This is a genomic window from Dactylosporangium sp. McL0621 (assembly GCF_049995355.1).
Classification (GTDB): domain Bacteria; phylum Actinomycetota; class Actinomycetes; order Mycobacteriales; family Micromonosporaceae; genus Dactylosporangium.
In genome coordinates this window covers 6,368,056-6,390,205 of the sequence record NZ_CP188259.1, presented here as the reverse complement: position 1 = coordinate 6,390,205, position 22,150 = coordinate 6,368,056, and the positions used below count along the sequence as shown (strand labels likewise).

Annotated in this window: 24 protein-coding genes; 15 read left to right on the top strand and 9 right to left on the bottom strand. The window is 73.6% G+C overall.

Annotated elements, in window-relative coordinates:
• The first annotated feature begins 3 nt into the window (after window positions 1-3).
• The 9 genes from ACPPVO_RS30215 to ACPPVO_RS30175 all read left to right on the top strand — a co-directional run bounded on the left by ACPPVO_RS30215 (window position 4) and on the right by ACPPVO_RS30175 (window position 10,164).
• On the top strand, window positions 4-759 hold the full coding sequence (locus ACPPVO_RS30215; protein ID WP_426501927.1) for a HalD/BesD family halogenase: 756 nt from the start codon (window positions 4-6) through the stop codon (window positions 757-759).
• Window positions 760-842: 83 nt separating this feature from the next.
• Entirely contained in the window at window positions 843-1,916 is a 1,074-nt protein-coding gene (locus ACPPVO_RS30210) for a glycosyltransferase family 2 protein (protein WP_426501926.1), read from the top strand.
• Window positions 1,913-3,139 carry an ATP-grasp domain-containing protein gene (locus tag ACPPVO_RS30205; RefSeq protein ID WP_426501925.1) on the top strand — a complete coding sequence of 409 codons (1,227 nt, stop codon included), beginning with the start codon at window positions 1,913-1,915 and terminating at the stop codon, window positions 3,137-3,139. The genes ACPPVO_RS30210 and ACPPVO_RS30205 overlap by 4 nt, the downstream gene beginning before the upstream one ends.
• Window positions 3,136-3,840, top strand: a complete 705-nt coding sequence (locus tag ACPPVO_RS30200) for a hypothetical protein (protein ID WP_360389060.1) — start codon at window positions 3,136-3,138, stop codon at window positions 3,838-3,840. Before ACPPVO_RS30205 ends, ACPPVO_RS30200 begins: the two co-directional genes overlap by 4 nt.
• Before the next feature lie 10 nt (window positions 3,841-3,850).
• Window positions 3,851-5,128 (top strand): phenylacetate--CoA ligase family protein, encoded by a 1,278-nt coding sequence (locus ACPPVO_RS30195; protein ID WP_426501924.1) that lies wholly within the window; start codon window positions 3,851-3,853, stop codon window positions 5,126-5,128.
• Entirely contained in the window at window positions 5,118-6,398 is a 1,281-nt protein-coding gene (locus ACPPVO_RS30190) for a hypothetical protein (RefSeq protein ID WP_426501923.1), read from the top strand. Before ACPPVO_RS30195 ends, ACPPVO_RS30190 begins: the two co-directional genes overlap by 11 nt.
• Window positions 6,395-7,837, top strand: a complete 1,443-nt coding sequence (locus ACPPVO_RS30185) for a cation:proton antiporter (protein ID WP_426501922.1) — start codon at window positions 6,395-6,397, stop codon at window positions 7,835-7,837. The genes ACPPVO_RS30190 and ACPPVO_RS30185 overlap by 4 nt, the downstream gene beginning before the upstream one ends.
• On the top strand, window positions 7,837-8,853 hold the full coding sequence (locus ACPPVO_RS30180; RefSeq protein ID WP_426501921.1) for an NAD-dependent epimerase/dehydratase family protein: 1,017 nt from the start codon (window positions 7,837-7,839) through the stop codon (window positions 8,851-8,853). Before ACPPVO_RS30185 ends, ACPPVO_RS30180 begins: the two co-directional genes overlap by 1 nt.
• An 18-nt stretch (window positions 8,854-8,871) precedes the next feature.
• Window positions 8,872-10,164 carry a phenylacetate--CoA ligase family protein gene (locus tag ACPPVO_RS30175; RefSeq protein WP_426501920.1) on the top strand — a complete coding sequence of 431 codons (1,293 nt, stop codon included), beginning with the start codon at window positions 8,872-8,874 and terminating at the stop codon, window positions 10,162-10,164.
• A 49-nt stretch (window positions 10,165-10,213) separates the two neighbouring features.
• On the opposite strand, the gene ACPPVO_RS30170 is transcribed toward ACPPVO_RS30175, so the two are convergent.
• On the bottom strand, window positions 10,214-10,495 hold the full coding sequence (locus tag ACPPVO_RS30170; protein WP_360389085.1) for an SCO0607 family lipoprotein: 282 nt from the start codon (window positions 10,493-10,495) through the stop codon (window positions 10,214-10,216).
• 19 nt (window positions 10,496-10,514) lie between these two features.
• Between ACPPVO_RS30170 and ACPPVO_RS30165 the strand changes: the two genes are divergently transcribed.
• Together ACPPVO_RS30165 and ACPPVO_RS30160 are read left to right on the top strand one after the other, a co-directional pair.
• The gene (locus ACPPVO_RS30165; protein ID WP_426501919.1) at window positions 10,515-12,104 is read left to right on the top strand and encodes a HEAT repeat domain-containing protein; all 1,590 of its coding nucleotides are present in this window, start codon (window positions 10,515-10,517) and stop codon (window positions 12,102-12,104) included.
• 45 nt (window positions 12,105-12,149) lie between these two features.
• Window positions 12,150-13,469: a hypothetical protein gene (locus ACPPVO_RS30160; RefSeq protein ID WP_426501918.1), complete on the top strand. Its 1,320-nt coding sequence runs from the start codon at window positions 12,150-12,152 to the stop codon at window positions 13,467-13,469.
• Here the strand turns inward: ACPPVO_RS30160 and ACPPVO_RS30155 are convergent.
• Window positions 13,447-13,761 carry a hypothetical protein gene (locus ACPPVO_RS30155; RefSeq protein ID WP_360389092.1) on the bottom strand — a complete coding sequence of 105 codons (315 nt, stop codon included), beginning with the start codon at window positions 13,759-13,761 and terminating at the stop codon, window positions 13,447-13,449. The two genes, ACPPVO_RS30160 and ACPPVO_RS30155, sit on opposite strands and share 23 nt — an antisense overlap.
• A 19-nt stretch (window positions 13,762-13,780) precedes the next feature.
• The gene (locus ACPPVO_RS30150) at window positions 13,781-14,491 is read right to left on the bottom strand and encodes an HD domain-containing protein (RefSeq protein WP_426501917.1); all 711 of its coding nucleotides are present in this window, start codon (window positions 14,489-14,491) and stop codon (window positions 13,781-13,783) included.
• A gap of 33 nt (window positions 14,492-14,524) precedes the next feature.
• Here ACPPVO_RS30150 and ACPPVO_RS30145 point away from each other — a divergent pair, with 33 nt between their 5' ends.
• Entirely contained in the window at window positions 14,525-15,334 is an 810-nt protein-coding gene (locus ACPPVO_RS30145) for an expansin EXLX1 family cellulose-binding protein (RefSeq protein ID WP_426501916.1), read from the top strand.
• 3 nt (window positions 15,335-15,337) lie between these two features.
• On the opposite strand, the gene ACPPVO_RS30140 is transcribed toward ACPPVO_RS30145, so the two are convergent.
• The gene (locus tag ACPPVO_RS30140) at window positions 15,338-15,691 is read right to left on the bottom strand and encodes a hypothetical protein (RefSeq protein ID WP_426501915.1); all 354 of its coding nucleotides are present in this window, start codon (window positions 15,689-15,691) and stop codon (window positions 15,338-15,340) included.
• A gap of 5 nt (window positions 15,692-15,696) precedes the next feature.
• The gene (locus tag ACPPVO_RS30135) at window positions 15,697-16,116 is read right to left on the bottom strand and encodes a TetR/AcrR family transcriptional regulator (protein ID WP_360389103.1); all 420 of its coding nucleotides are present in this window, start codon (window positions 16,114-16,116) and stop codon (window positions 15,697-15,699) included.
• A gap of 452 nt (window positions 16,117-16,568) precedes the next feature.
• Here ACPPVO_RS30135 and ACPPVO_RS30130 point away from each other — a divergent pair, with 452 nt between their 5' ends.
• Both ACPPVO_RS30130 and ACPPVO_RS30125 read left to right on the top strand, forming a co-directional pair.
• A complete protein-coding gene (locus tag ACPPVO_RS30130) occupies window positions 16,569-17,141 on the top strand; it encodes a TetR/AcrR family transcriptional regulator (protein WP_426501914.1) in 573 nt (190 codons plus the stop codon).
• The gene (locus ACPPVO_RS30125) at window positions 17,138-17,791 is read left to right on the top strand and encodes a lysophospholipid acyltransferase family protein (RefSeq protein ID WP_426501913.1); all 654 of its coding nucleotides are present in this window, start codon (window positions 17,138-17,140) and stop codon (window positions 17,789-17,791) included. The genes ACPPVO_RS30130 and ACPPVO_RS30125 overlap by 4 nt, the downstream gene beginning before the upstream one ends.
• 2 nt (window positions 17,792-17,793) lie before the next feature.
• Here the strand turns inward: ACPPVO_RS30125 and ACPPVO_RS30120 are convergent, their stop codons facing one another.
• From ACPPVO_RS30120 to ACPPVO_RS30110, 3 genes are read right to left on the bottom strand one after another with little or no spacing between them, the layout of a single operon-like run.
• Entirely contained in the window at window positions 17,794-18,213 is a 420-nt protein-coding gene (locus ACPPVO_RS30120) for a DUF1810 domain-containing protein (protein WP_426501912.1), read from the bottom strand.
• A 9-nt stretch (window positions 18,214-18,222) separates the two neighbouring features.
• The gene (locus ACPPVO_RS30115; RefSeq protein ID WP_426501911.1) at window positions 18,223-18,552 is read right to left on the bottom strand and encodes a nuclear transport factor 2 family protein; all 330 of its coding nucleotides are present in this window, start codon (window positions 18,550-18,552) and stop codon (window positions 18,223-18,225) included.
• Window positions 18,553-18,586: 34 nt separating this feature from the next.
• Window positions 18,587-19,372, bottom strand: coding sequence for a hypothetical protein (locus tag ACPPVO_RS30110; RefSeq protein WP_426501910.1), 786 nt, complete (start codon window positions 19,370-19,372; stop codon window positions 18,587-18,589).
• 57 nt (window positions 19,373-19,429) lie between these two features.
• On the opposite strand from ACPPVO_RS30110, the gene ACPPVO_RS30105 reads away from it, so the two are divergent.
• Complete coding sequence (locus tag ACPPVO_RS30105; protein WP_426501909.1) at window positions 19,430-19,924, top strand: MarR family winged helix-turn-helix transcriptional regulator; 495 nt, start codon at window positions 19,430-19,432, stop codon at window positions 19,922-19,924.
• A gap of 58 nt (window positions 19,925-19,982) precedes the next feature.
• Here ACPPVO_RS30105 and ACPPVO_RS30100 read toward each other — a convergent pair whose 3' ends face one another.
• Entirely contained in the window at window positions 19,983-22,082 is a 2,100-nt protein-coding gene (locus ACPPVO_RS30100) for a carbohydrate-binding module family 20 domain-containing protein (protein ID WP_426501908.1), read from the bottom strand.
• Window positions 22,083-22,150 lie beyond the last annotated feature (68 nt).

Below are 22,150 nucleotides of genomic sequence, written 5' to 3'. Positions count from 1 at the left end.
CAGATGACTACCGAGGTCACCCCGTCCAACGTCGAAGAGCTGATCGAGAAGCACCTGGCCGATGAGTTCGGCGACGACAACAAGGTGCGCTCCCTGTCCCAGCACTTCCGCCGCGAGGGCTACGTCAAGCTGGCCAACCTGGTCTCGCGCGACATCTTCGCCGCGGTGACCACGGAAGTCCACGAGATCCTGGACAACCACGCGAAGCGCATCGACATCCACATGAAGGAGACCGGCAACTCGCCGCGCTTCATGAGCACCGTCGGGCAGGCCGCGATCCGCAAGGACGCCCAGCTGATCCCGGCGATCTACGAGTCGCCGGCGCTGAAGGGCTTCCTGTCGCGCATCGCGACCCAGGAGGTCATGGACTGCCCGTGGGAGGGCGAGAAGTACATCATCATCCGCCAGCACAAGGTCGGCGACACCCACGGCTGGCACTGGGGCGACTTCCCCTTCACGGTCATCTGGATCATCGAGGCGCCCGAGTCGGAGGTCGGCGGCATGCTGCAGACCGTGCCGCACACCGACTGGAACAAGGACGACCCGCGGGTGACCGAGTACCTGGTCAACAACGTCATCAAGACGTGGCCGCACTCGACCGGCGAGCTGTACTTCCTGCGGTCGGACACCACGCTGCACCGCACCATCCCGCTCAGCGCGGACCGGACCCGCATCATCCTCAACACCTGCTGGGGCGGGCCCTCCACGGCCCACCTGACCGCGCAGACCCACGAGACCATGGAAGCGATGTTCGACTGACCGCCGCTCCCGGCCGGCGCCGTGACCCCGTTGCGGGGCGCGGCGCCGGCGCAGCACCAGACCCGGCGAGCGAAAGGCGGACGATGTCGAACGGCACCGAGCTGGCCGCCGTCCCGGCGCAGCGGGACGGTGGCTCAACAGAGCCGTCGGCGGCCGACCAGGTCTCCACCGACGAGGCCTGTGACTTGCAGTGCGCATTGACGGCGATGATCCCCTGTTACAACGAGGAGGAGTGCATCGACCGGGCGTACCGCGAGATCGCCGCCGAGCTCGCCGCCTACCCCGACGCCGAGATGCTCTTCGTCGACGACGGCAGCCGCGACGGCACCCTGGACAAGATCAAGGCGTTCGCCGCCGCCGACCCGCGCGTGCGGTACATCTCCTTCGCCCGCAACTTCGGCCTCGAGGCCGCCTTCTCGGCCGGGTTCAAGTACGCCTCCAAGCGCTGGACCGTCCAGCTCGACGCCGACCTGCAGTCCCCGCCGGCCGAGATCCACACGCTGGTCGCGAAGGCGCTCGAGGGGTACGACATCGTCTTCGGCATCCGCGTCGACCGCCGCGACCCGTGGCTGCGCCGGACGGGCTCGCTCGGCATGCAGCTCGTCGCCCAGCGCGTCCTCGGCATCCACGTGCCGATGCGCGCCTCCGTGTTCCGGGTCGTGCGCACCTCGGTGGCCCGGCGCATCGTCGAGACCCGGCTGCGCTCGCCGTACTTCATCGCCACCGCCCCGCTCATCGGCGCCCGCTACACCGCCGTGGCGACGGCGCACCAGCCCCGCACGGCCGGCGTCGCGAAGTGGAACCTCGCCCGGCTCGTGTCGCACGCCATGGACCTGTGGGTCGGCTTCTCGATCCGGCCGCTCGCGATCGTGCACCTCGGCGCGCTGTTGTTCGCCGTGGCGACCCCGGTCCTGCTGGTCGCGCTCGCCCTGGGCTGGATCGGGCCGACCGGCCTGGCCGTGGCGTCGCTGCTGCTGGGCACGGCCGCGTTCGCCGGGCTCGGCCTGCTGACCCGGTACATGATCCCGGCGCTGCGGGTGCGCAGCGAGCTGCCGCAGTACACCGTCCGCGAGAGCAACATCCCGATCGACCCGTCCGACGACCTGTACGGCAGCGAGCGCGCCAGGGACGGACTGACCTCTGGAGCGAACCTGTGAGCACAGCGAACCTCATCATCCTGGGGGCCGGGGAGGACCAGGTCCCGGCGTACGTCGAGGGCCGCCGCCTCGGGTACCGGATCATCGGGGTCGACCAGAAGCCCGACGCGCTCGGCGCGTCCCTGGCCGACGAGTTCCTCTGCCTGACCACCCGCGAGCCCGAGGCGATCGCCCGGCGGCTCGGCGCCATCGACGTGGCCGCGGTGATCTCGCCCGCCAGCGACGCCGCGCAGGCCTCGGTCGCCGCGCTGAGCCGGCACTACGGCACCGCCTTCCAGCCGGCCCCCGACGCGGTGCGCGCCTCCGAGGACAAGGGCTACTTCCTCTCCGTGGTGGAGAAGCTGGGCCTGCCGCGGTACCGCAGCGTGCACGACAGCGACCCCGACGCCCTCGCGCGCGCCGCCGCCGGCCTGCGCTACCCGCTCGTGGTGAAGCCCGCCGACGCCTCCGGCAGCAAGGGCCTGCGCTGCGTGACCGACCCGGCCGACCTGCCGGGCGCGATCAGCACCGCCCGCAAGCACTCGTTCAGCGGCGAGATCGTCGTCGAGGAGTTCGTCTCCGGGACCCACTACTCCGTCGAGTGCTTCGCCCGCGACGGCCGCCCCGAGCTCACGATCGTCACCGAGCGGACCCTCACCCCGATGCCGCACATGATCAGCGTCTCGCACCTGGTGCCGGCGTCGCTGTCCTGCGCGGTGCGGGCCCGGCTGCAGGACATGGTGACCGCCGTGCTGGCCGAGCTCGGGCACCGCAACGGCCCGGTCAACCTCGACGTGATCGCCGGCGAGGACGAGAAGCTGTACTTCGTCGAGCTGGGCGCCCGCCTCGGCGGCAACGGCATGCCCCGGCTGGCCGCCCACGCCTACGGCGTCAACACCGTCGCCGCCGCGATCCGCCTCGCCGCCGGCCGCCCGCCGGAGCTCACCACGCACGCCGAGCCGCGGGTCGTGATGCTGCGCATCCTGACCGCCGACACCGAGGGCGTGGTGACCGGCATCGCCGGCGCCGACGCGGTCCGGGCCCTGCCCGACGTCGCCGCGCTCGAGCTGTTCAAGGAGCCGGGCCAGCGGGTGCACCCGTACACCCAGGCCGCGCACAAGCTCGGCTACCTCATCGTCGCCGCGGACACCCGCGAGTCGCTGCAGCGCACCCTCGACACCGCGCTCACGACACTGTGCATCGACATCGAGCCGGACCAGACACCACAGGAGATCACGTCATGAATTCCGCGCTGCGCCGCAACGCCGCCGCCATCGTGCTGGCCGGCCTGGCGGCCGTGCTCGCCGCGATCATCTGGTTCGTGCTGCCGCACGACCGGGAGGTCAAGAACCTCGGCATCTTCCTGTTCAAGCTGCTGCCGTTCGTGCTGGCCACCGAGGCGGTGTCCCGCATGCCGGTGGAGTGGTTCGCCCGGCGGAACCTCGTGCGCCTGATCGTGCCCGCCTCGTTCGCGGTGTACTTCCTGTTCTTCGTGCCGAAGATCTTCTTCTACGCCGAGGACCACCCGACGCTGTACTACCACATCCTGGTCCTGACCCCGTTCCTGATCCTCGCGCTGACCACTGCCTACCGGCTCGGCGGCGGCACGCCCGGCAACGTGCGCCGCGTCTCCTACGCGATGCTGCTGCTGATGGTCTCCGGCGCCGAGGACCTCGCGTTCCTGAAGGTCAACCACCACACCGACCCCGAGTGGGCGACCGTCCCGGAGCGCTGGAACTGGGCCTCGCACATCAAGGTCTTCCTCGGCCACTACCCGACGAAGTACGAGGCGTACGTCTTCATCGCCGTGCACGTCGTGATCGTGCTGTTCGTCCTGCTCGCGCCGACCCGCTGGTTCGAGCGGCTCAACCCGTGGCGCAACCGGCGCCCCGCGGCCGAGGCCGTGCCCGCCGGCCGGGCCGACCGCGACTCGGTCGAGGTCTGAGGCGCCGGCCGTGTTCCTTCGCGAGGCGCTGTACATCCCGGTCACGCTCGTGCGCCAGCACGCCTCCCGGGCCGCCGTCGACCGGCGCAAGCTGCGCTGGATCAATGAGATGCTGGCGTTCAGCCGGGTGCACGTGCCGTACTACCGCGACGACGCCCGCTACGAGCACGCGCCGCTGCGGGACCTCGCGGAGCTGGCCGACCTGCCCGTGCTGGCCAAGCCGACGCTGCGCGAGCGGCCGCTTCCCGACCTGCTGGCCGAGGGGTCGCAGGACCGGCCCTTCCGGCAGTTCCAGACCAGCGGCAGCACCGGGCAGCGGGTGACCGTCCGGCACGACCAGCGCACCCACGACTACCACATGGCGGCGTGCTTCCGGCGCTTCGCGGCGACCGGCCGGTACCGCCCGACGGACCGGCTCACCCACGTGCGCCCGTACGTCGCCCCGACCCGCGGCTTCGAGAAGCTCAAGCTGTTCCGCCGGCACACGATCCTGTCGCACCGGCCGATGGCCGAGATCAAGGCCGAGCTGCTGGCCAACCGCCCGCACGTGCTGGCCGGGCAGCCGGTGCACATGCGCGAGGTGCTGCGGGCGCTGGAGCCGGACGAGATGGCCGTCCTGCGCCGCACGCTCAAGATGGTGCTCACCGAGTCGGAGCTGCTCACCGACGAGCACCGGGCGCTGCTCGTGGACGGCTACGGGGTGCCCGTCTTCGACGAGTACTCGGCCTTCGAGATCCTCAACATCTACTTCGAGTGCCCGCACGGCGGCCGCCACGTGGCCGAGGACCGCATCCACGTGGAGGTCGTCGACGACGCCGGGCGGCCCGTGCCGGCGGGCACCGAGGGGCGGCTGGTCATCACGCCTTACATGGAGCGGGCCATGCCGCTGATCCGCTACGAGCTCGGCGACATCGGGGTGCTGGACCCGAAGCCGTGCCGGTGCGGGCGCGCGTTCCGCACCATGCGGCTGACCAAGGGCCGGTCCAACGACTACGTGATCCTGCCCGACGGCCGGCGGCTGTACCCGGACACGTTCGTCTGGTTCGCCGCCATCCACCCCGACATCGCCGAGTGCTTCGTCGAGCAGGACGCGCAGGGCCGGGTGCGGATCAACATCGTCTCGGCCGGGACCGAGGACCTCCAGCCGGTCTTCGACAGCGTGCGCGCGGAGATGTACCGCGTCGCCGGCGGCCCGTTCGAGCTCGACGTCGTGCGCGCCGAGCGGCTGCCGCTCACCGCGGGCGGCAAGGGCAAGTTCATCACGTCGGAGTACACCGTTGGGGCCTGAGCTCGCGGCGGCCGGGGCGCCGGCCGCCACCGGGCCCCCACCGGCGTCCTCGTCGCTGCTGCCGCGCGGCGCCATCGGGGGCCGCCTGATGCTCTCGCTGCTGGCCGGCCGGGGCGGCTACCGGGTCGCCACCGTGCTGTCCAACGTGCTGCTGCTCGCCGCCTGGGGCGAGGCCGGGTTCGCCGGCTACGCGCTGGTCATGGGCGGCTTCACGGCGGTGCTGTACCTCACCGCGTTCGGCGTGGAGAAGAGCGCCCTGACCCTGCTGCCCCGGGTGCGGCGGGTCCGCGGCGAGCTGACCGCCGTCTTCGTGGCGCTCTCCGCCGGGCCCGGCCTGCTCGCCCTGATCGGGATCGGCGGCTACGGACTGGCCACCGGCAAGCCCCCGATGTGGCTGCTGGCCGGGGCCCTCGCCGTCGGCCTCGGCCTCAACCAGGTGCTCGTCGGCCTGCACCGGGCGCTCGGGCGGCCTTGGCGGGACGTGGCCAACCACGGCGTGCTCGTCGCGGCCGTTGCCGCCGCCACCGGCGGGGCGCTGCTCGGGCTCGGCCCGACCGGCGTGCTCGCCGTCCTGCTCACCGCGGTCGCCGCGCTCGACCTCGCGCTGCTGCCCGGCCTCGCGGCCCGCCCGCGCGGCCTGCGCCGGCCGGCCCTGCTGCGCCCGGCCGCCGGCACCGCGGTGCTCATGTCGGCCGGCGAGCTCGCGGCGGCCGGCACGGTCAGCGCGGTCTTCCTCGTCCTCGACCACACGGGGCGGGCGGGCCAGAGCGGCCCCCTGTACCTCGCCGTGAGCGCCTCCGCCCTGCTGGCCAACGCCTTCGGGTACCTGCTGCGGATCGTGCAGCCGCACGTCTCGCTGGCCCTGCACCGCTCCCGGGCCGAGCGCCCGGCCGCCCGGCGCGCGGCCCGGGGGCTGCGCCTGCTCGCGCTGGCCGGGCCGCCCTGGGTCGCCGCCGCGACCGGCGCCGCCGTGTGGTGGTACGGCCACGCCGCCGGCACCGTCCAGGCGGTCGCGCTCGGCGCCCTCTACGTCGCCTGCCTGCCGGTCTTCTTCGGCCTCGGCAGCCTCAACTTCCTGCTGGAGAACGGCGACCGGCACACCCTGCGGCGCACCGCCACGGGCTCGGCGGCCGGGCTGGCCGGGGCGGTGCTGGCCGCGCTGGTGCTCGTGCCGTGGCTGGGCGCGCCCGGCGCGATCGCCGCGATGGCGACCGGCGACCTCGTCCACGCGCTGGTGCTGCTGCTGATCCTGCCCCGGACGGCCCCATGAGCACCTCGCTGACCGAGCCGCTGGTCGAGCCGGCGCCGCTCGTGCGGCACCCGCGGCGCATCTTCGTGGTGTCCCTCGCCGTCTGCCTCGTCCCCGCGGCCGCCCTCGGCCTCTTCCTCTGGCACAACCACGGGCTCGGCGGCGCCGGGGCCGGGGCGAGGGGCGGCGGCCACCCGGGGCTGCCGGTGTACCTGCGGCTGTTCTTCGCGGTGCTGGCCATCGGCGGCCTGGCCCACGCGGGCGGCTGGGCGGCCCGGCGGCTCGGCCAGCCCGGCGTCGTCGGCGAGATGATCGCCGGGCTGCTGCTCGGACCGTCGGTCCTGGGCCGGTTCCTGCCCGGCGTGACCGCCGAGCTGCTGCCGTCCGACGTGCGGGGCCACCTCGCCGTGCTGGCCCAGGTCGGGCTGGTGCTGTTCATGTTCTCGGTCGGGGCCGAGTTCGACCCGTCGGCCCTGCGCCGGCAGGGCGCCGCGATCGGCATGCTCAGCCAGGCCACGATGACCGTCCCGTTCGTGCTCGGGCTGCTGCTCGTGCCGGCGGTGTTCCCGCACTTCGCCGGGCCCGGCGTCGGGCAGGCCCCGTTCGCCGTGTTCCTCGGCACCGCGATAAGCATCACCGCGTTCCCGGTGCTGGCCCGCATCGTCGAGGACGCCGGGCTGGCCCGCACTCCGCTGGGGAACCTGGCGATGGTCTGCGCCGGCATCGACGACGTGCTGGCCTGGTCGGCCCTGGCCGTGGTGCTCGCCGTGATCCAGGCCGGCAGCCCGCTCGGGGCGCTCGTCGCGCTGCCGCTGGCCGCCGGGTTCGCCGCGCTCGTGCTGTTCGTGGTCCGGCCGCTGCTGGCCCGGGGCGCCGACCGGCTGCGGGACGTGCGCGCGCCCGTCGCCGTGCCGCTCGTCGCGGTGCTGTGCCTGGTGTTCACCCTCGCCGGGCTGACCGACCGCATCGGCGTGCACGCGATCTTCGGCGCCTTCCTGGCCGGGATCGTGCTGCCGCGCGGCTCCCGGTTCCTCGCCGGCGTGCCCGAGCGGCTCGGCACCCTCAACCGGGCGCTGCTGCTGCCGGTCTTCTTCGCCTCCATCGGGCTGCAGGTCGACGTGGTCAGCGCCGTGGGCGACGCGGGGCTGCTGGTGGCCGGCGCGGTCACCATCCTCGTCGCGATCGGCGGCAAGCTCGGCAGCGCCGCGCTCTGCGCCCGGGCCGGCGGCCTGTCGTGGCGGGCGTCGGCCGGGCTCGGCGTGCTGCTCAACGCCCGCGGCATCACCGAGATCGTGGTGCTGCAGACCGGCCTCGCGATCGGGGTCATCAACGAGCGGGCCTTCACGGTTCTGGTGTTCATGGCGCTCGTCACCACGGTGATGACGATGCCGTTGCTCCGCCTGCTGGGCCTTGTACGCCCCGGCGGGTCCGCTCCTACCCAGGAAAGGTTGGCTCGGTAATGGCTCAGCCGACGTCCCTCGTCACCGGCGGCGCCGGTTTCATCGGCGCGAACCTCGCCCGGGAGCTGTTGCGCCGCGACCACCGCGTCGTCGTGCTCGACGACCTCAGCGGCGGCGTGCGCGAGAACGTGCCCGGCGGCGCGGAGTTCCGCCACGGCAACATCTGCGACCCCGCGCTGGTCGACGCGCTCTTCGCCGAGCACCGCTTCGACTACGTGTTCCACCTCGCCGCCTACGCCGCCGAGGGCCTCAGCCACTTCATCAAGCGGTTCAACTACACCAACAACGTGCTGGGCAGCATCAACCTGATCAACGCCGCGGTCAACGCCGGCACCGTGCGCTGCTTCGTGTTCACCTCGTCGATCGCGGTGTACGGCGCGGGCCGGCTGCCGATGACCGAGGACCTGACCCCGGCGCCGGAGGACCCGTACGGCATCGCGAAGTACGCCGTGGAGCAGGAGCTGCGCGTCACGTACGAGATGTTCGGCCTGCCCTACATCGTCTTCCGGCCGCACAACGTCTACGGCGAGTTCCAGAACATCGGGGACCGGTACCGCAACGTCATCGGCATCTTCATGAACCAGGCGCTGCGGGGCGAGCCGTTCACCGTGTTCGGCGACGGCGAGCAGACCCGCGCGTTCAGCTACATCGGCGACGTGGCCCCGGCCATCGCGCGCTCGGTCGAGGTGCCCGCGGCCTACAACGAGACGTTCAACATCGGCGGCGACACCGCGTACACCGTCAACACCCTGACCAGCGAGACCGCCGCGGCCATGGGCGTGGAGCTGTCGGTGCAGCACCTGCCCGCGCGGCAGGAGGTCCACGACGCGTACGCCAGCCACGACAAGGCCCGCAAGATCTTCGAGCTGACCGGGGAGCCGGTGCCGCTGGCCGAGGGGCTGGCGCTCATGGCGGCCTGGGTCCGCGCCCGCGGACCGCAGGAGCCGTCGGTCTTCGACGCGGTCGAGGTGCGCCGCAACCTGCCGCCGTCCTGGCTCGCGGTTCTGCGCGGCTGAATTCGTGAAGGGGTTCTGATGCCGTCCGCCCTGCGTTCCTCGATCAGTCTCGCGCCGGTCGCGGCCAACCTGGTGCTCGCCCGCAACCGGGAGCGCCGGCCCGCGGCCGCGCTGCACGAGCTGCAGAGCCGCCAGCTGCGCACGCTCGTGCGGCACGCGTTCGAGCACGTGCCGTACTACCGCCGCGTGCTGACCCCGGACCAGGTCGACGGGGTCCGCTCGGCGGCGGACCTGGCCGCGCTGCCGGTGCTGGACCGCCGGCTGGTGCACGAGCTGCCGGAGACCGACCTGCTCGCGGACGGCTTCACCGCGGCGAACACCCGCGCGGCCCGCACCAGCGGCTCGTCGGGCATCCCGGTGACGTTCCGCAACTCCGAGCGGGACCTGGGCTACCTGCGGGCCACCTACCTGCAGGACATGCTCGCCTCCGGGCTGCGGCTGACCGACCGGATCGGGTACTTCCGCACCGCCGCGTTCCTGCGCCACCCGCTGGAACGCCTCGGCATCGTGCGCAACCTGCACATCGACACCTCCCGGGGCCTCGATCAGCAGGTGGAGACCTTCCTCGCCGCCCGCCCGACGTTTCTGTTCGGCTTCCCGAACGTGATCGCGACCCTGGTCGAGGAGCTGCAGCGGCGCGGGGTCGAGTACCCGCACGTGCACACCGTCGTCTTCGGCGGCGAGCGGCTCACCCCGGCGGCGCGGGCGAACGTGCTCGGCTACTTCGGCGCGCAGGGCCACGAGGTGTACGCCTCGGTGGAGATGTTCACCGCCGCCCGCACCTGCCCGCGCGGGTCGCTGCACTTGCGCACCGGCAACGTCGTGCTCGAGGTCGAGCACGACGACGGCAGCGTCTCGGTCGAGGACGGCGAGGGCGAGGTCCTGGTCACCCGGCTGCGCAGCGAGGCGATGCCGCTCATCCGGTACCGCCTCGGCGACCGCGTGACCATCCGGCCCAACGACTGCCCGTGCGGCGTCGCCCACACCCCGATCGTGAGCGCGGTGCAGGGCCGCAGCGAGGACCGGCTGGTCGGCCCGGACGGGCGCAGCCTGCACGCGGACTTCCTGACCAAGGTGGTCGAGCGCTTTCCCGCGGTACACCGGATGCAGCTCTTGCAACGGCGGCCCGGGACCCTCGACGTGCACGTCGTGCTGACCGGGGTCGTGCCCGGGGACCTCACGAGCCGGATCCAGGCCGCGGTCGCCGGGGCGCTGCCGGCCTACACGGTGGAGGTCCGGCCGGTGGACCACATCGTCCCGGAGGCCAACGGCAAGATCAAGCTGGTCAAGGCGGTACCCGCGGCCGGGTGACGCCGCTACGCGATCACCCAGGAGGGACGTCGTCCGTGCCTGAGCGGTGTCATTCGGGCACGATGGTGCCGTGCTCGTCCACGACCTTCGTCTGCCAGTACCGGTACCACTCGTCGCCCACGTGGACCGGCTCCTGGCCGGCGGGGTAGCGCACGTACCCGGCCGGCGGCTCCTGGCCCTTGGCCACGCACGCGGCGCCTGTCCGATTCCCGACCGCCTTGACCGGGTACTCCTGTGACCGGCACACCCGCTCACGGCCGTTGCAGCCGGTCGCGGGCAGGACGGCGAGGACCAGCACGGCCACGGCGGTGCGGATGCGGAGCTGGTGCATCCCACTATGGTGTACCACGATGGCGCTGAATGACCGGCTGCGCGACGCGCTGCGCGATCCGAACGCCGTGGTCCGGCTCGACGCGGCGCGCGCCGCCGCCGGCTCCGGGGACCACCGGCTGGTCGAGCCGCTGCTCGAGGTGGCCTTGCGCGACACGGCCGAGGTCCGGGTGGCGGGCGGGCTCGGCGAGACCGTCGAGCACGTCGGGGACGCCGCCGCGGTCGCCCTCGGCGAGATCCTCGCGCGCCGCAACGGCATCGACGCGCGGATCGCGCTGGCCGCCGAGGACCTCAACTGCGACGACGACCGGATCGCGACCCTGCTGTACTACCTCGGCCCCCGCTACGAGCCGCTGCGCCAGCGCCTCGAACGGCATGAGCAGCCCCGGATCCGGCTGCGGGCGGCCCGGGCCGTGCTGTCCTTCAACCGCACCGCGGCGTTCGCCGCGCGGCTGCTGAACGACCCCTCGCCGCTGCTGCGCCTGGAGGGCCTGCAGGTGCCCGCCCACGTCCGCGACGACGCCGTCTGCCTGCGGCTGATGCGCATCGACCCCGACCCGCGGGTCCGCGCCGAGGCCGCCATGCTGCTGCGGTTCACCGCCACCGGGGTCGAGCCGTTCGCCGCGGCCGCGCGGGAGGAGCCGGATTCCGGCGTCCGGGCCGCTCTCGTCGCCTGCCTGGCCCACCGCCGCCGCGAGCCGGAGGCGGTGCGGGCCGTCGCCGCGCTGCTCGGCGACCCCGCCCTGGCCGTGCGGCGCGCGGCCGCCGAGGCGCTGCGCGACGCCACCGACCCGGTCGCGGGCGCGGCGATCGGCCTGCGGATCCTGGCCGAGCCCGACGACGGCGTGCTGGGCGAGCTGCTGCGCTACCGGGGCCTGCTCGATGACGCCCCGGAGCTGCGGCCCCTGATCGAGCGCCTGCAGCGGTACGCCAACTTCGACGACGACCGCCGCGCGCTCGGCGCACTGCTCAACGCCCGGCTCAAGGCCGCCCCGGCCGCCGCCTACCCGGCCGACGGCCGCCTGCTGCGCGCGGTCCTGCGCCAGGCCGCGGACGCGCTCGGCTCGGGGCCGCTGCGCGACTGGCTCGACGACCCCGGCCGCCCGGTGCCGCTGGGCCCGCCCGAGGTCGACGAGTGCGTGCAGGCCTGGTCGGCGCTGGACACCGAGCGGGCGCTGACCGCGGGGGAGAACGCCGCCTACACCGCGGCCCTCGCCGACCCCGCGCACGCCGGCCCCGACCCGGTCCGCGGCCCGACGACAGCCGCCCGCCGCGCCCTGGAGCTGACCCGGGTCGCGCACGTGCTCACCGCGCGGCTGCTCACCGCCGGGGCCGAGCCGCCGCCGGCCGCCCCGATCCAGCGGCTGGTGCTGCCGGGCGAGGACTCGATCGAGGCGCTGCGCTCGGTGCTGTCGATCGAGGAGTGCCGCCGCGCCCGCAACGTGACCTGGCTGCGGCTGCTGATGCGCCCGGCCGACGAGGCCTGGTACCTGGAGGCCCTGCACGCCGCCTACCCGAAGACCCCGCCGCCGGAGGACCAGGTCAGCGACTGGCACCTCGACCTGGCGGTCACGGCCGCGGAGGGAAGGCGCAGCACCGGCTACCACTGAGCCCGATTTCAGTGCGCCGTCAGGGTGCGGTGGCACCCTGCGGCGATGACACCCCTGGAGGCGGCCCTGGGCGCGGCCGTCGGGCACGTGGGGCCGCCCACGGACGCGGAGCTGGCCGCGGTCGCCGAGCTGACGGTCGTGCGCCCCGGCGACCTGGGGCCCCTGGCCCGCTGTACCGGCCTGCGGCGCCTCACCCTCGTCGGGGCCGACGTCGCGCTGCCGCCGCTGCCCGGGCTCGAGCACCTGCGCCTGGTCGGCTGCCGGATCCGCGGGCCGCTCGCCGGTGCGCGCCGCGACCTGCTCTTCAGCGCCGCCGCCGACCTGCCCGCCAACGACGACGAGGTGCTGCGGGTGGCCGGGGCCGGGCTCGTCGCCGGGGTGCCGCACTCCCGCTCGGTCGCCGGGTACCGCGCCGAGCTCGCGGCGGACGTCTCGGAGTACGAGCGGCGGCAGTGCGTGCGGCTGTGGGAGCGCACCGGGGCGGTCTTCGGCGCCGGGCTGCTGGTGCGGCCCGGGCCGGACTTCGGGGCCGTGCGGCTCTCGGCCGCGGACCTGGAGCGGGAGCTCGACGCGCCCGGGTTCTCGCTGCCTTCGATGTTCCGGCGGTACGCGCCCGGGCCGGCCGGCCTCCCCGCGCTGCTCGCCCTGGTCGCCGACCCGCCGGGCGCCCGGCTGCGGCGGTGGGCGGCCGCGGCCGAGCTCTGGCCGGACGACCGGCTCGGGGTGGAGCGCTTCGCCCAGCGGTACCCTCGGGCCCGGCTCCGCACCGATCCGCGCCCGGTGCTCGACGCCGTCGCGGCCGCCTATCGCGGCCTGGTGCCCGCCCCGTTCCTGCTGCGCCCGAAGCTCGCGCGCTGGCTGCTCCTGCGGACCGCGCCGGGGCTGTGCCTGGGCCGGCTCCCGGGCCGCACGTGGCGGGTCGGGCTCGCCCCGGCCCCGCCGGCCCCGGACGACGTGCTGCTCGCGCTCGGGTACCTGGTGATCGGCCGCGCCGAAGGCCCCGAGGTGCTCGCGGTGCGCACCGACGACGCCGGGCGGATCGTGGCGCTGGACCCGGCGCGGGTCGCGGCGGCGCTGGCCGGGCGGCCGAGCCCGTTCCCGGCGGTGCGGGCCGGCGGGGAGCCGCCCGCGCTGGGGGAGCCGGTGTACCGCTCCTACCGCGAGCTGCTCGACGACGTGACGGCGCTCGGCCCGGCCGTTGCGGCCGCCGAGCCGCCGCGGTCCACCGAGGACGGCTTCCTGCCCCGGCCGGTCCGGCTGGAGCTGCGCCGGCTCGGGCTGGTCTACAAGGGACGGTCCACGGTGGACCCGGCGGGCCTGGAGGAGCTGCTGTCCGGCGTGGTCAGTCGGCCGGACGGGGCATGACCGGGCGGAGGCGCTGGACGGTGGCGGCGAGGGCCTCGCCGAAGTGCGGGTCGGTCCAGACGGCGTCCTCGAGGGCCTGGATGACCCGCCGGCGCGTGCCCACGCTCGGCGTCGGCGACGCCGCGGCCTCCCGCTCCAGGGTGCGCAGCGCCGGGTCGTCGTCGAGCTTCGCCCGCACGAGCCCGGCCAGCCCGCGCAGCTGCTCCTCGACCGCGGGCTCGGCCTCCTGGGCCTGGCCCCGGTCGAACAGGTGCGACGCCAGCCAGCCCACCGCGAGTTCCACCATCGTCACGGTGCATACCATCGCACATTCACCGCCCGTCAAGAATGGCCGCGAAGCGCTCCTCGGCGAGGTCGAGCTGGCGGAAGATGTGCTGCTTCACGAGCCGGGACAGCGGGGTGTCGGGGCGCGCGACGAGTTCGCGCAGCACGGGGACCATGGGGCGATATTTCGTCGCCGACCGCTCGACCTTCGGGCCCGTGGTGTGGATCACACCGACGCCGTTGTCGGTGAAGTCGGAGACCTTGATGACCCGGGCCCAGGGCTCGCGCTCGAGACTGGCCCTGACGTGCTCCCGGTACTGCTCGTACTTGTCGAATGACGGGTCGTACACAGGGTTGGTGACGGCGGCGACGAGCCCGGCGACCCGGTCGCCGAACCGGCCGGCGAGCGCCGCGACCGCCTGCTCGCTCGTCGCGCCCGGGTGGCCGGCGAGCTCGTCGGGGTGGTCCTCGGCGGTGTCGTGCAGGACGGCCGCCGCGATCACGTCGACGTCGGAGACCTCGTAGTGGTGCATGATGCGGATCGAGACGCGCAGCAGGTGGTTGACGTACGGCTCCCGCACCCGCCGGTCGTCGCGGTGCAGCTCGCTCGCCAGCCGCAGCGCCGCGGCGAGACGTTCGCGGTCGGGCGGGGCGAAGCGCTGAATCTCCAGGTGGTACCGCTCGCGCAGCCCGGCCTCGCCATAGACTTCGGTGATCGCGTGCATCGGCATCGTGCCGAGGTACGACGGGAACTCCATGGATATGGATTATCAGACGGTACGATCCGCAACGTGAACCGCCGTCACCTTCGCTGGGTCGTGCCCGCCGCCACCGTCGTCGTCGCCTCGGTCGTCGCCGTGGTGCTGGTGACCCAGGTCGGCGGCAGCGCGGCGTGCGCGGCCGGCGGCTCCGCGTCGTACTACACCGCCGGGCGCAACGGCATGTGCAACCTCGGCACGCCCGCCGACGGTGCCTATGCGGCGGTCGGGCGCGCCGAGTACGCCGGCGGGAAGGGCTGCGGCACGCTGCTCGACGTGACCGGGCCGAACGGCACCACCCGCGTCCAGGTGATCGACCTGTGCCCGGGCTGCCCGGCCGGGAAGATCGACCTGGGCAAGGGCGCGTTCGCCAAGATCGGGTCGCTGAGCGCCGGGGTCATCCCGGTCACCTACACGACCGCCCGCGACCCCGAGGTGGGCCCGCTGCGGGTGAAGGTCAAGGGCGGCAAGGGGTACTCGTCGCTGAGCGTGGTCGTCGACAACCACGGCAACCCCCTGTCCACTGTGGAGCTGCAGCAGGGCGCCGGGTTCACGGCCCTGAGCCACGGCGAGGACAACACCTGGACGGGCCCGTCCGGCCTCGACGGGACGGTCGCGCTGCGGATCTCCGACGTGTACGGCCATCAGGCGCTCGTCTCCGGCCTGGCGTTCGGCCAGAGCGACTTCCAGCAGACGACCCAGCAGCTGTACGGCGGCCCGTCGCCGTCCCCGTCGCCGTCCCCGTCCCCGTCGCCGTCGCCATCCACTGTGGAGTCCCCGTCGCCGGCGCCCTCGGTGGTCCCGGCCGGCGTCGGGACCACGGCGCCGCCGGTGAAGTGCTAGCCCCTAGCGGCTGACGGCCTTCTCGACCAGTGCCACGACCGCGCGCGGGTCCTCGACCTCGATGACCAGCCGCGCGTACCGCTCGTCGGCGAGCTCGATGACGACGGCCTTGCGCGCGTCGTGCACGTCCCAGAACACCTTCTCGCCGTCGAGGTGGAAGGTGCCGGCGGTGATGACGTTCGGGATGTACGCGCCGGGCGCGCGGATGCCCTTGGGCTCGCGGGCGATGCCGGGGTCGGCGGTCGCGCCGCGCACGTTGGCCAGCGGGATCGCCAGCCGGCTCTTGAGGGCCCAGAGCTTGTCGAGCCCCTCGATCTCCACGACGAGCGTGTCGCCGTCGATGTTCACGGTTGCCATGGTGTCTACTCCCCGGTGTCGATCCGGGCCCGCAGGCGCAGGCCCAGTAGCAGGTTGGCCGCATCCGGCCCCAGCACGTCGTCGAGGCGCCGCAACGCCCCGCCGACCAGCGCCCCGACCTCGCCGTCGAGCGGCGCCTGCTCGGCCGCGGCGAGCAGCAGCAGGTCGAGCTTGTCGCTCGTCCGCAGCCCCTCGGTCGTGGCCCCGGCGACGAGCAACGGCTCCAGTTCGTTGCGCAGGTACCAGCGCAGCGCGGTGAGGTACAGCCCGCGCTTGCTGCCGAAGGTCTTGTAGAGGCTGTTGCGGTGGACCCCGAGCCCGGTGACGAGGTCGTCCACCGAAAGCCCGTCATAGGCCCGTCCGGAGAACAACGCCACCGCCTCGCGGGTGACCGCCTCTTCGTCGAATCCCCGCGGTCGTCCCATGGGTAGGACGGTAGCGCTTTGAGGAACGATCGGTCAAGAACGAACGTTCCCGAATGGCGCGGCTCACACCTGCCGCCTCGCTTCAGGCTCGTTTCAGCGCCACGTCAGGACGGGTTGGCACGCTCTTCCCAGCACCGCGATACGCCCCGGCCGGTTCACCGGCCAGCTGCCCAAACTTTCACGGGTCCGGCCGGGGCTTCTACCAACCGCGAGCACGCGCACCGCCTGCCGCGAGTCGAAGACCACGACCCCGGCGTGGCGGGCGGCGATACGGCGCGGCGTCACCTCGACCCGCGGCGGCCGCGGGTAGTCCGGCGCGCAGCTGCGCATCATCCCCGGCGCCGGACACCTGTGGAACCTCGAGCGGCCCGAGGCCTTCACCGCGCTGCTGCTCGAGGCCTGAGCCACCGGACGCCGTAGACACTGTCTACGCGATCGTGTAGACAGTGTCTATGCACGATGACGAGGGGCTCCGTGAACGGCTGGTGCGGGCCGGGGTGGACCTGGTGGCGCAGGAGGGCTCGGCGGCCGTATCGCTGCGTGAGATCGCCCGCCGGGCCGGGGTTTCGCACGGGGCGCCGCGGCGGTACTTCCCGACGCACGTCGAGCTGCTGTCCGCGATCGCCCGGGAGGGCTTCGCCGGCCTGACCGCCTGCCTGGGCGCGGTGCCCGCCGGGGGCTCACCCCGCGAGCGGCTCGGCGGCCTGGCGCGGGCCTACGTCGCGTTCGCCCAGGAGCACCGCGGCATGTACGAGCTGATGTTCCGCCACGACCTGCTGCGCTCCGACCGCCTCGGGCTGCGCGAGACCAGCCTGCCGCTGTTCGGGCTGCTGGCCGAGCTCCTCGCGGCGACCGGGGTGGGGCCGGGCGATCAGCGGGCGGCGGCCGGGGCGCTCTGGGCGAACCTGCACGGGATCGTGCAGCTGTGGCGGTGGGGGAGTCTGCCGCTCGCCACGGGGACGGCCGACGTCGCCGAGCTGGTCGACGTGGCCCTCGACGCCTACGCGGGGCCGGGGGCCGCGTGACGCCCGTGCTGTACCGCCTCACCCGCGCCACCGCCGGGCGCGTCCTGCGCGCCGGGTGGCGGCCCGAGGTCCACGGGCTGGAGCACCTCCCGGCCGGCGGCGCGATCCTCGCCGGCAACCACCTCAGCGTCGCCGACCAGCTGTTCCTCGGGGCCGTCGTGCCGCGGCACATCGCGTTCTGGGCCAAGGCCGAGTACTTCCGCGGCCGCCGCCTCGCCCGGGTGCTCGTCCGCGGGCTCGGGGCGATCCCGGTCGAGCGGGCCGGCGGGCGGGCCGTGCTCACCGCGTTCGACGCGGCCGTGCCCGTGCTGCGCGCCGGGGGGCTGGTGGCGGTGTTCCCCGAGGGGACCCGCTCGCCCGACGGGCGGCTGTACCGCGGCCGGACCGGCGCCGTCCGCCTCGCCCGGCAGGCCGGGGTGCCGATCGTGCCGTTCGGGGTGGTCGGCACCGACGCCGTGCAGCCGATCGACGCCCGCTGGCCGCGCCTCGTGCCGGGGGGCCGGGTCGGGTACCGCTTCGGGCGCCCGGTCGACGTGGCCGGCGGCTCGGTGCGGGCCGCCACCGACGAGGTGATGGCCCGCATCGCCGGGCTCAGCGGGCAGGAGTACGTGCCCGCCTACGCGCCGCTGCTGCGCCTCGGCCAGGCCTGACCCTAGAGGCGGCGCACCGTCTCGGCGTCCTCGGCGCCCGCGAAGTAGCGGTCCAGGACCCGGGCGAAGCGGTTCTCGGCCGGCTCGGCGTGCGCGAACAGGGTCATCGACGAGCGCAGCTTCATGGCGTCCACCTCGCCGAAGATGCTCACGGCGGTGTGCTCGGCGTCGCCCAGCAGCGCGTCCGCGCACTCGAGCAGGCGCGGGCCCAGCACCGGATGCTGCAGGTACGCCCTCGCCTCGTCGAGTGAGCCCAGGGCGTACCGCTGCGCCATCGAGCTGCGGCCCAGGCCCTGGATCTGCGGGAAGACGAACCACATCCAGTGGCTGCGCTTGTTGCCGTCCTTGAGCTCGCCGACGGCGTGGTCGTAGACGTGCTCCTGCGCCTCGACGAACCGGGACAGCTGGTATGGATCCTCCATCAACCCAGCCTAAACGGGTCCGTCGAACTCCGCCGTGAGCTCGGCGATCCGCCCGGCCGACCAGCGCACGCGCAGGGTGCCGCCGCCCCCGGCCGACCAGGTCACCCGGGCCACGTCCCGGTCGCCGTCGGACTCGACCGAGGTGACGCTCAGGGTGTCCGCGGGCGGGGCCGCGGCGTAGGCGGCCGCGATCGCGTCCCGGCCGACGTACGGGCTGCCGGGGTCACCCTCGATGCGCAGGGTGGCGTCGTCGCCGAACCGGTCCAGGTAAGCGCCCCAGTCGCCGGTGCGGACGCCCTCGTTGAACAGCCGGCACTGGTCCAGCACTCGCTCTGCCATGCCGAAGGTGTACCACCGGCATCGACCGATGTCACTAACCGACCTCGGCGCCGCGCAGGAAGCCGTCGGCCCGGGCGGCGATCGCCGACGCGCCGATGGCCTCGGCCCAGCGCAGCACCTCCGTGGCCAGCGCCACCGCCCCGGGCTCGTCGCCGGCGTCGCGGGCCAGCACGGCCAGCAGGATCTGCTGCGACAGGGTGCCCGCGGACATCCCGGCCCGGGCGCCCAGGGCGGTCGCCTCCCGCCAGCGCAGGAGCGCGCCGGCGTGGTCGCCGGCCTCACGGGCGTGGCCGCCGAGGTGCCGCTGCGCCTCGCGCCGCAGCAGGTCGTCGCCGGCCGAGCCGGCCAGGGCCAGCTCGTAGTGGGGCGGCGCGCCCGCCGGGTCCCCGAGCACGTTGTCGTGGATGAGGCCGAGGTACATGTGCGCCCAGCCGCGCCGGTTGCCGTCCGGCGCCGTGGCCACGAAGCCCTCGCCCTGCTCGCGCAGGGCCGGATCGGGGCGGCCGAGGCGGCTGCGGTACTCGCACCGCAGCCCCGCGAAGCCGAGGTCCCACCGGTGCGGCGGGTCGAGGGCCGCGGAGTCCACCTTGGACAGGAGGGCGGCGCCGTCGTCGTTGCCGTTGTACCACGCGGAGTCCACCGCGATCTCGGCCGCCGCCAGGGCGAGCCGCGCGTTCGCGGAGCGGCCGGCGGCGGACGGCGGCAGCCCGGCGGCCGCGGCGTCGAGCAGCCCCGTGGCCTGCTCCCACCGCGCGGCCAGGGCGAGGCCCCGGGCGGCCGCGAGCAGCTCGTCGAGGGCGATCGTTGCGGTTGCTGTCATGGCGCCGACGGTAGTAATCAGGAAAACTATCCACAAGAAAACTACTTGGAGGCCGCCGTGCAGGACGATGCCGACCGGCTCGTGGACGTCTGGGCCCGCGAGCTGCCGGGGTTCGACCCGCTCGCCGAGGCCATCTTCATGCGCCTGCACATGCTCGGGCGGCACCAGGCCCAGCTGCGCCGCGACGTGCTCGAGGCGGGCGGGCTGCAGCACTGGCAGTTCAAGGTGCTGCTGATGCTGCGCCGCAACGGGCCCCCGTACACGGCCAGCCCGTCGCAGCTCGCCGACTTGCTCGGCCTCACCCGCGGGGCGTTGTCGGCCCGGCTCGCCGCGATCGAGGACGCGGGCTGGATCGTGCGCGAGAGCGACGCGGCCGACCGGCGCCGGGTGCACGTGCGGCTCACCGCGGCCGGGCACGACACGCTGGTGCGGCATCTGGGCGGCGAGTCGCACGGAGAGCGGGTACTGCTGGCGGGGCTGGACGAACAGGACCGGCGGACCCTGGCGGAGCTGCTGCGCCGGATGGTGCTCGCGGCCGAGGACCAGCCGTGAACGTCCACCGTGGACGGCGCGGGGAGAGAGCCCGCCGCCGTCCACGGTGGACGAGTCCCTACTTCCAGGTGGCGTTCACCGTCTGCGCCGCCGTGCCCGTGTTCAGGGTGCGGTTCGCGCCGCTCTCCCACGTGACCGAGCCGTCGGGGTTCTTCTTGATGAACTTGTACTCCACCGCCGTGCTGGCCGGCAGGGTCACCGTCGCCGACCAGATCGGGTAGTTGGCCGAGGACAGCGCGATCGCGTTCGCGGTGTTCCACGAGCCCAGCGCCGGGATCGAGCCGACCACGAACACGTTCTGCCCGAGCGTCGTGGTGACGTTGGCGTTGAACGTCACCGCCGGGCTGGTGGTCGAGGAGCCGTTCCACGTCGTGCTGACGGTCCCGGTGCCGGAGGCGGGCACCGTGTACGTGTGGTTGCTGCCCGGCTCCCAGGTGACCGTGCCCGAGCTGGTCTTCGTGATGAACTTGTACTCGACCGCCGTGCTCGCCGGCAGCGGCACCGTCGCCGTCCAGTTCGCGCCGCCGGCCGTCATCGGGATCGCGTTCGCGGTGTTCCAGGCGCCCAGCTGCGACACCGAGCCGACCAGGTAGACCGGGTTGCCGGTCGGGGCCCCGGAGACGGTGAAGGAGACGCCGGAGGTGGTCCCGGTCGGGGTCGGGGTCGGGGTTGCGGTCGAGCCGCCGGTGACCCGCGCGCCGACGTGGATGGCGACCGCGTCCTTGGCCGCGACGCCGACGGTGGCCTGGCCGCTGCCGTTCACCGTGACCGTCGGGCCCGAACAGGTCGACGCCGCGGCGTTGAAGTCGCCGTGGATGACGTCGCAGTAGACGCCGGCCGGCAGCCCGGTGCTGAAGGTGCGCGACCCGACGGCGGCGCCGCCGTTGTCGATGGCGATCCAGCCGTTGGTACCGCGGGAGAAGGCGATCGCGTTCGACCCGTCCGACCACCAGTTGCCCACCGTCGTGTCGGCGCGCGTCGCGTTGTGGAAGCCCACCATGTTCTTGATCGCGCGCTGCCGGTGCTGGCACTCCCAGCCGCTGCCGCAGGTGACGGCGGTGACGTACCCGTTGCCGTCGGCCGGCGGCGAGGCGTCGTTGTTGGAGAAGCTGAACGAGCTCATGACGTTCGGGGTGCCGAAGTTCCAGGCGAGCATGAACACGTTCGCGAGGGTGTCGGTGGTGCCGGCCTTGTAGTTCAGGGTCGAGCCGTTGCGCTCGGTGTCGTGGTTGGACACGAACACGGTCGACTTGGCGCTGGGCTCCAGGCCCCAGCTGGGCCCGAACGTCTGCAGGTTGGCGATGCTGCCGTTGAACTGGTTCTTGAGGCTGGTGGCGTAGGTGAACTCGAGCACGCCGCCGACGCCCTCGTAGGCGGCCGGCGTCAGGTTCCCGGGGCTGCCGGGGATGACCTCCTGCGCCCAGTACACACTCTGGTTCGTGAGCTTGCCCTTGATCGCCGAGAGGTCGGCCTGGGCCATGTGCTTGGCCGCGTCGACCCGGAACCCGTCGACCCCGATCGAGATGAGGTCGTTGAGGTACCCGGCGATCTTCGTGCGCACGTAGTCGGTGCCGGTCTTGAGGTCCGACAGCCCGACCAGCTGGCAGTTCCAGACCTCGGTCTGGTTGTTGTAGTCGTGGATCTGGTTGTCCGACTGCGGGCAGTCGGCCGGGTAGAAGTGGAAGTCCGATGAGCTGTAGCCGGCGCTGGGGTAGCTGTAGTTGTTGGTGAAGCTCGCCCCGCCGTACGCGGTCGTGCTGGACTGGTTCGCGCCGGTCATGTGGTTGATGACGGCGTCGACGTAGACCTTGACGCCGGCGGCGTGGCAGGCGTTCACCATGCTCTGGAACTGGGCCCGGGTGCCCATGCGGCCGTTGATGTCGTATCCGGCGGGCTGGTAGATGTCCCACCACGGGTGGCCGGAGACGCTTATCGAGTCCTCGGGCGGGGCGACCTGCACCGCGCCGTAGCCGGCCGGGCCCAGGACGTTGGTGCACTCGGTGGCGATGGACGTCCAGGGCCACAGCCACAGGTTGGCGATGACGTCGTTGGAGCCGACGGCGGCCTCGGCCTTGCGGTCGCCGGTGAGCAGCGGCACGGTCAGCGCCGTACACAGTAGGAGGCCGCCGACAGCGGCCAGGGTTCGTTTGAGGGACACGCGCACGAGGGCCTCCGGAATGGCGGTAGCGGAGCCGGCGGGAAGGGTGTGACGCTGAGCTTCGGCCC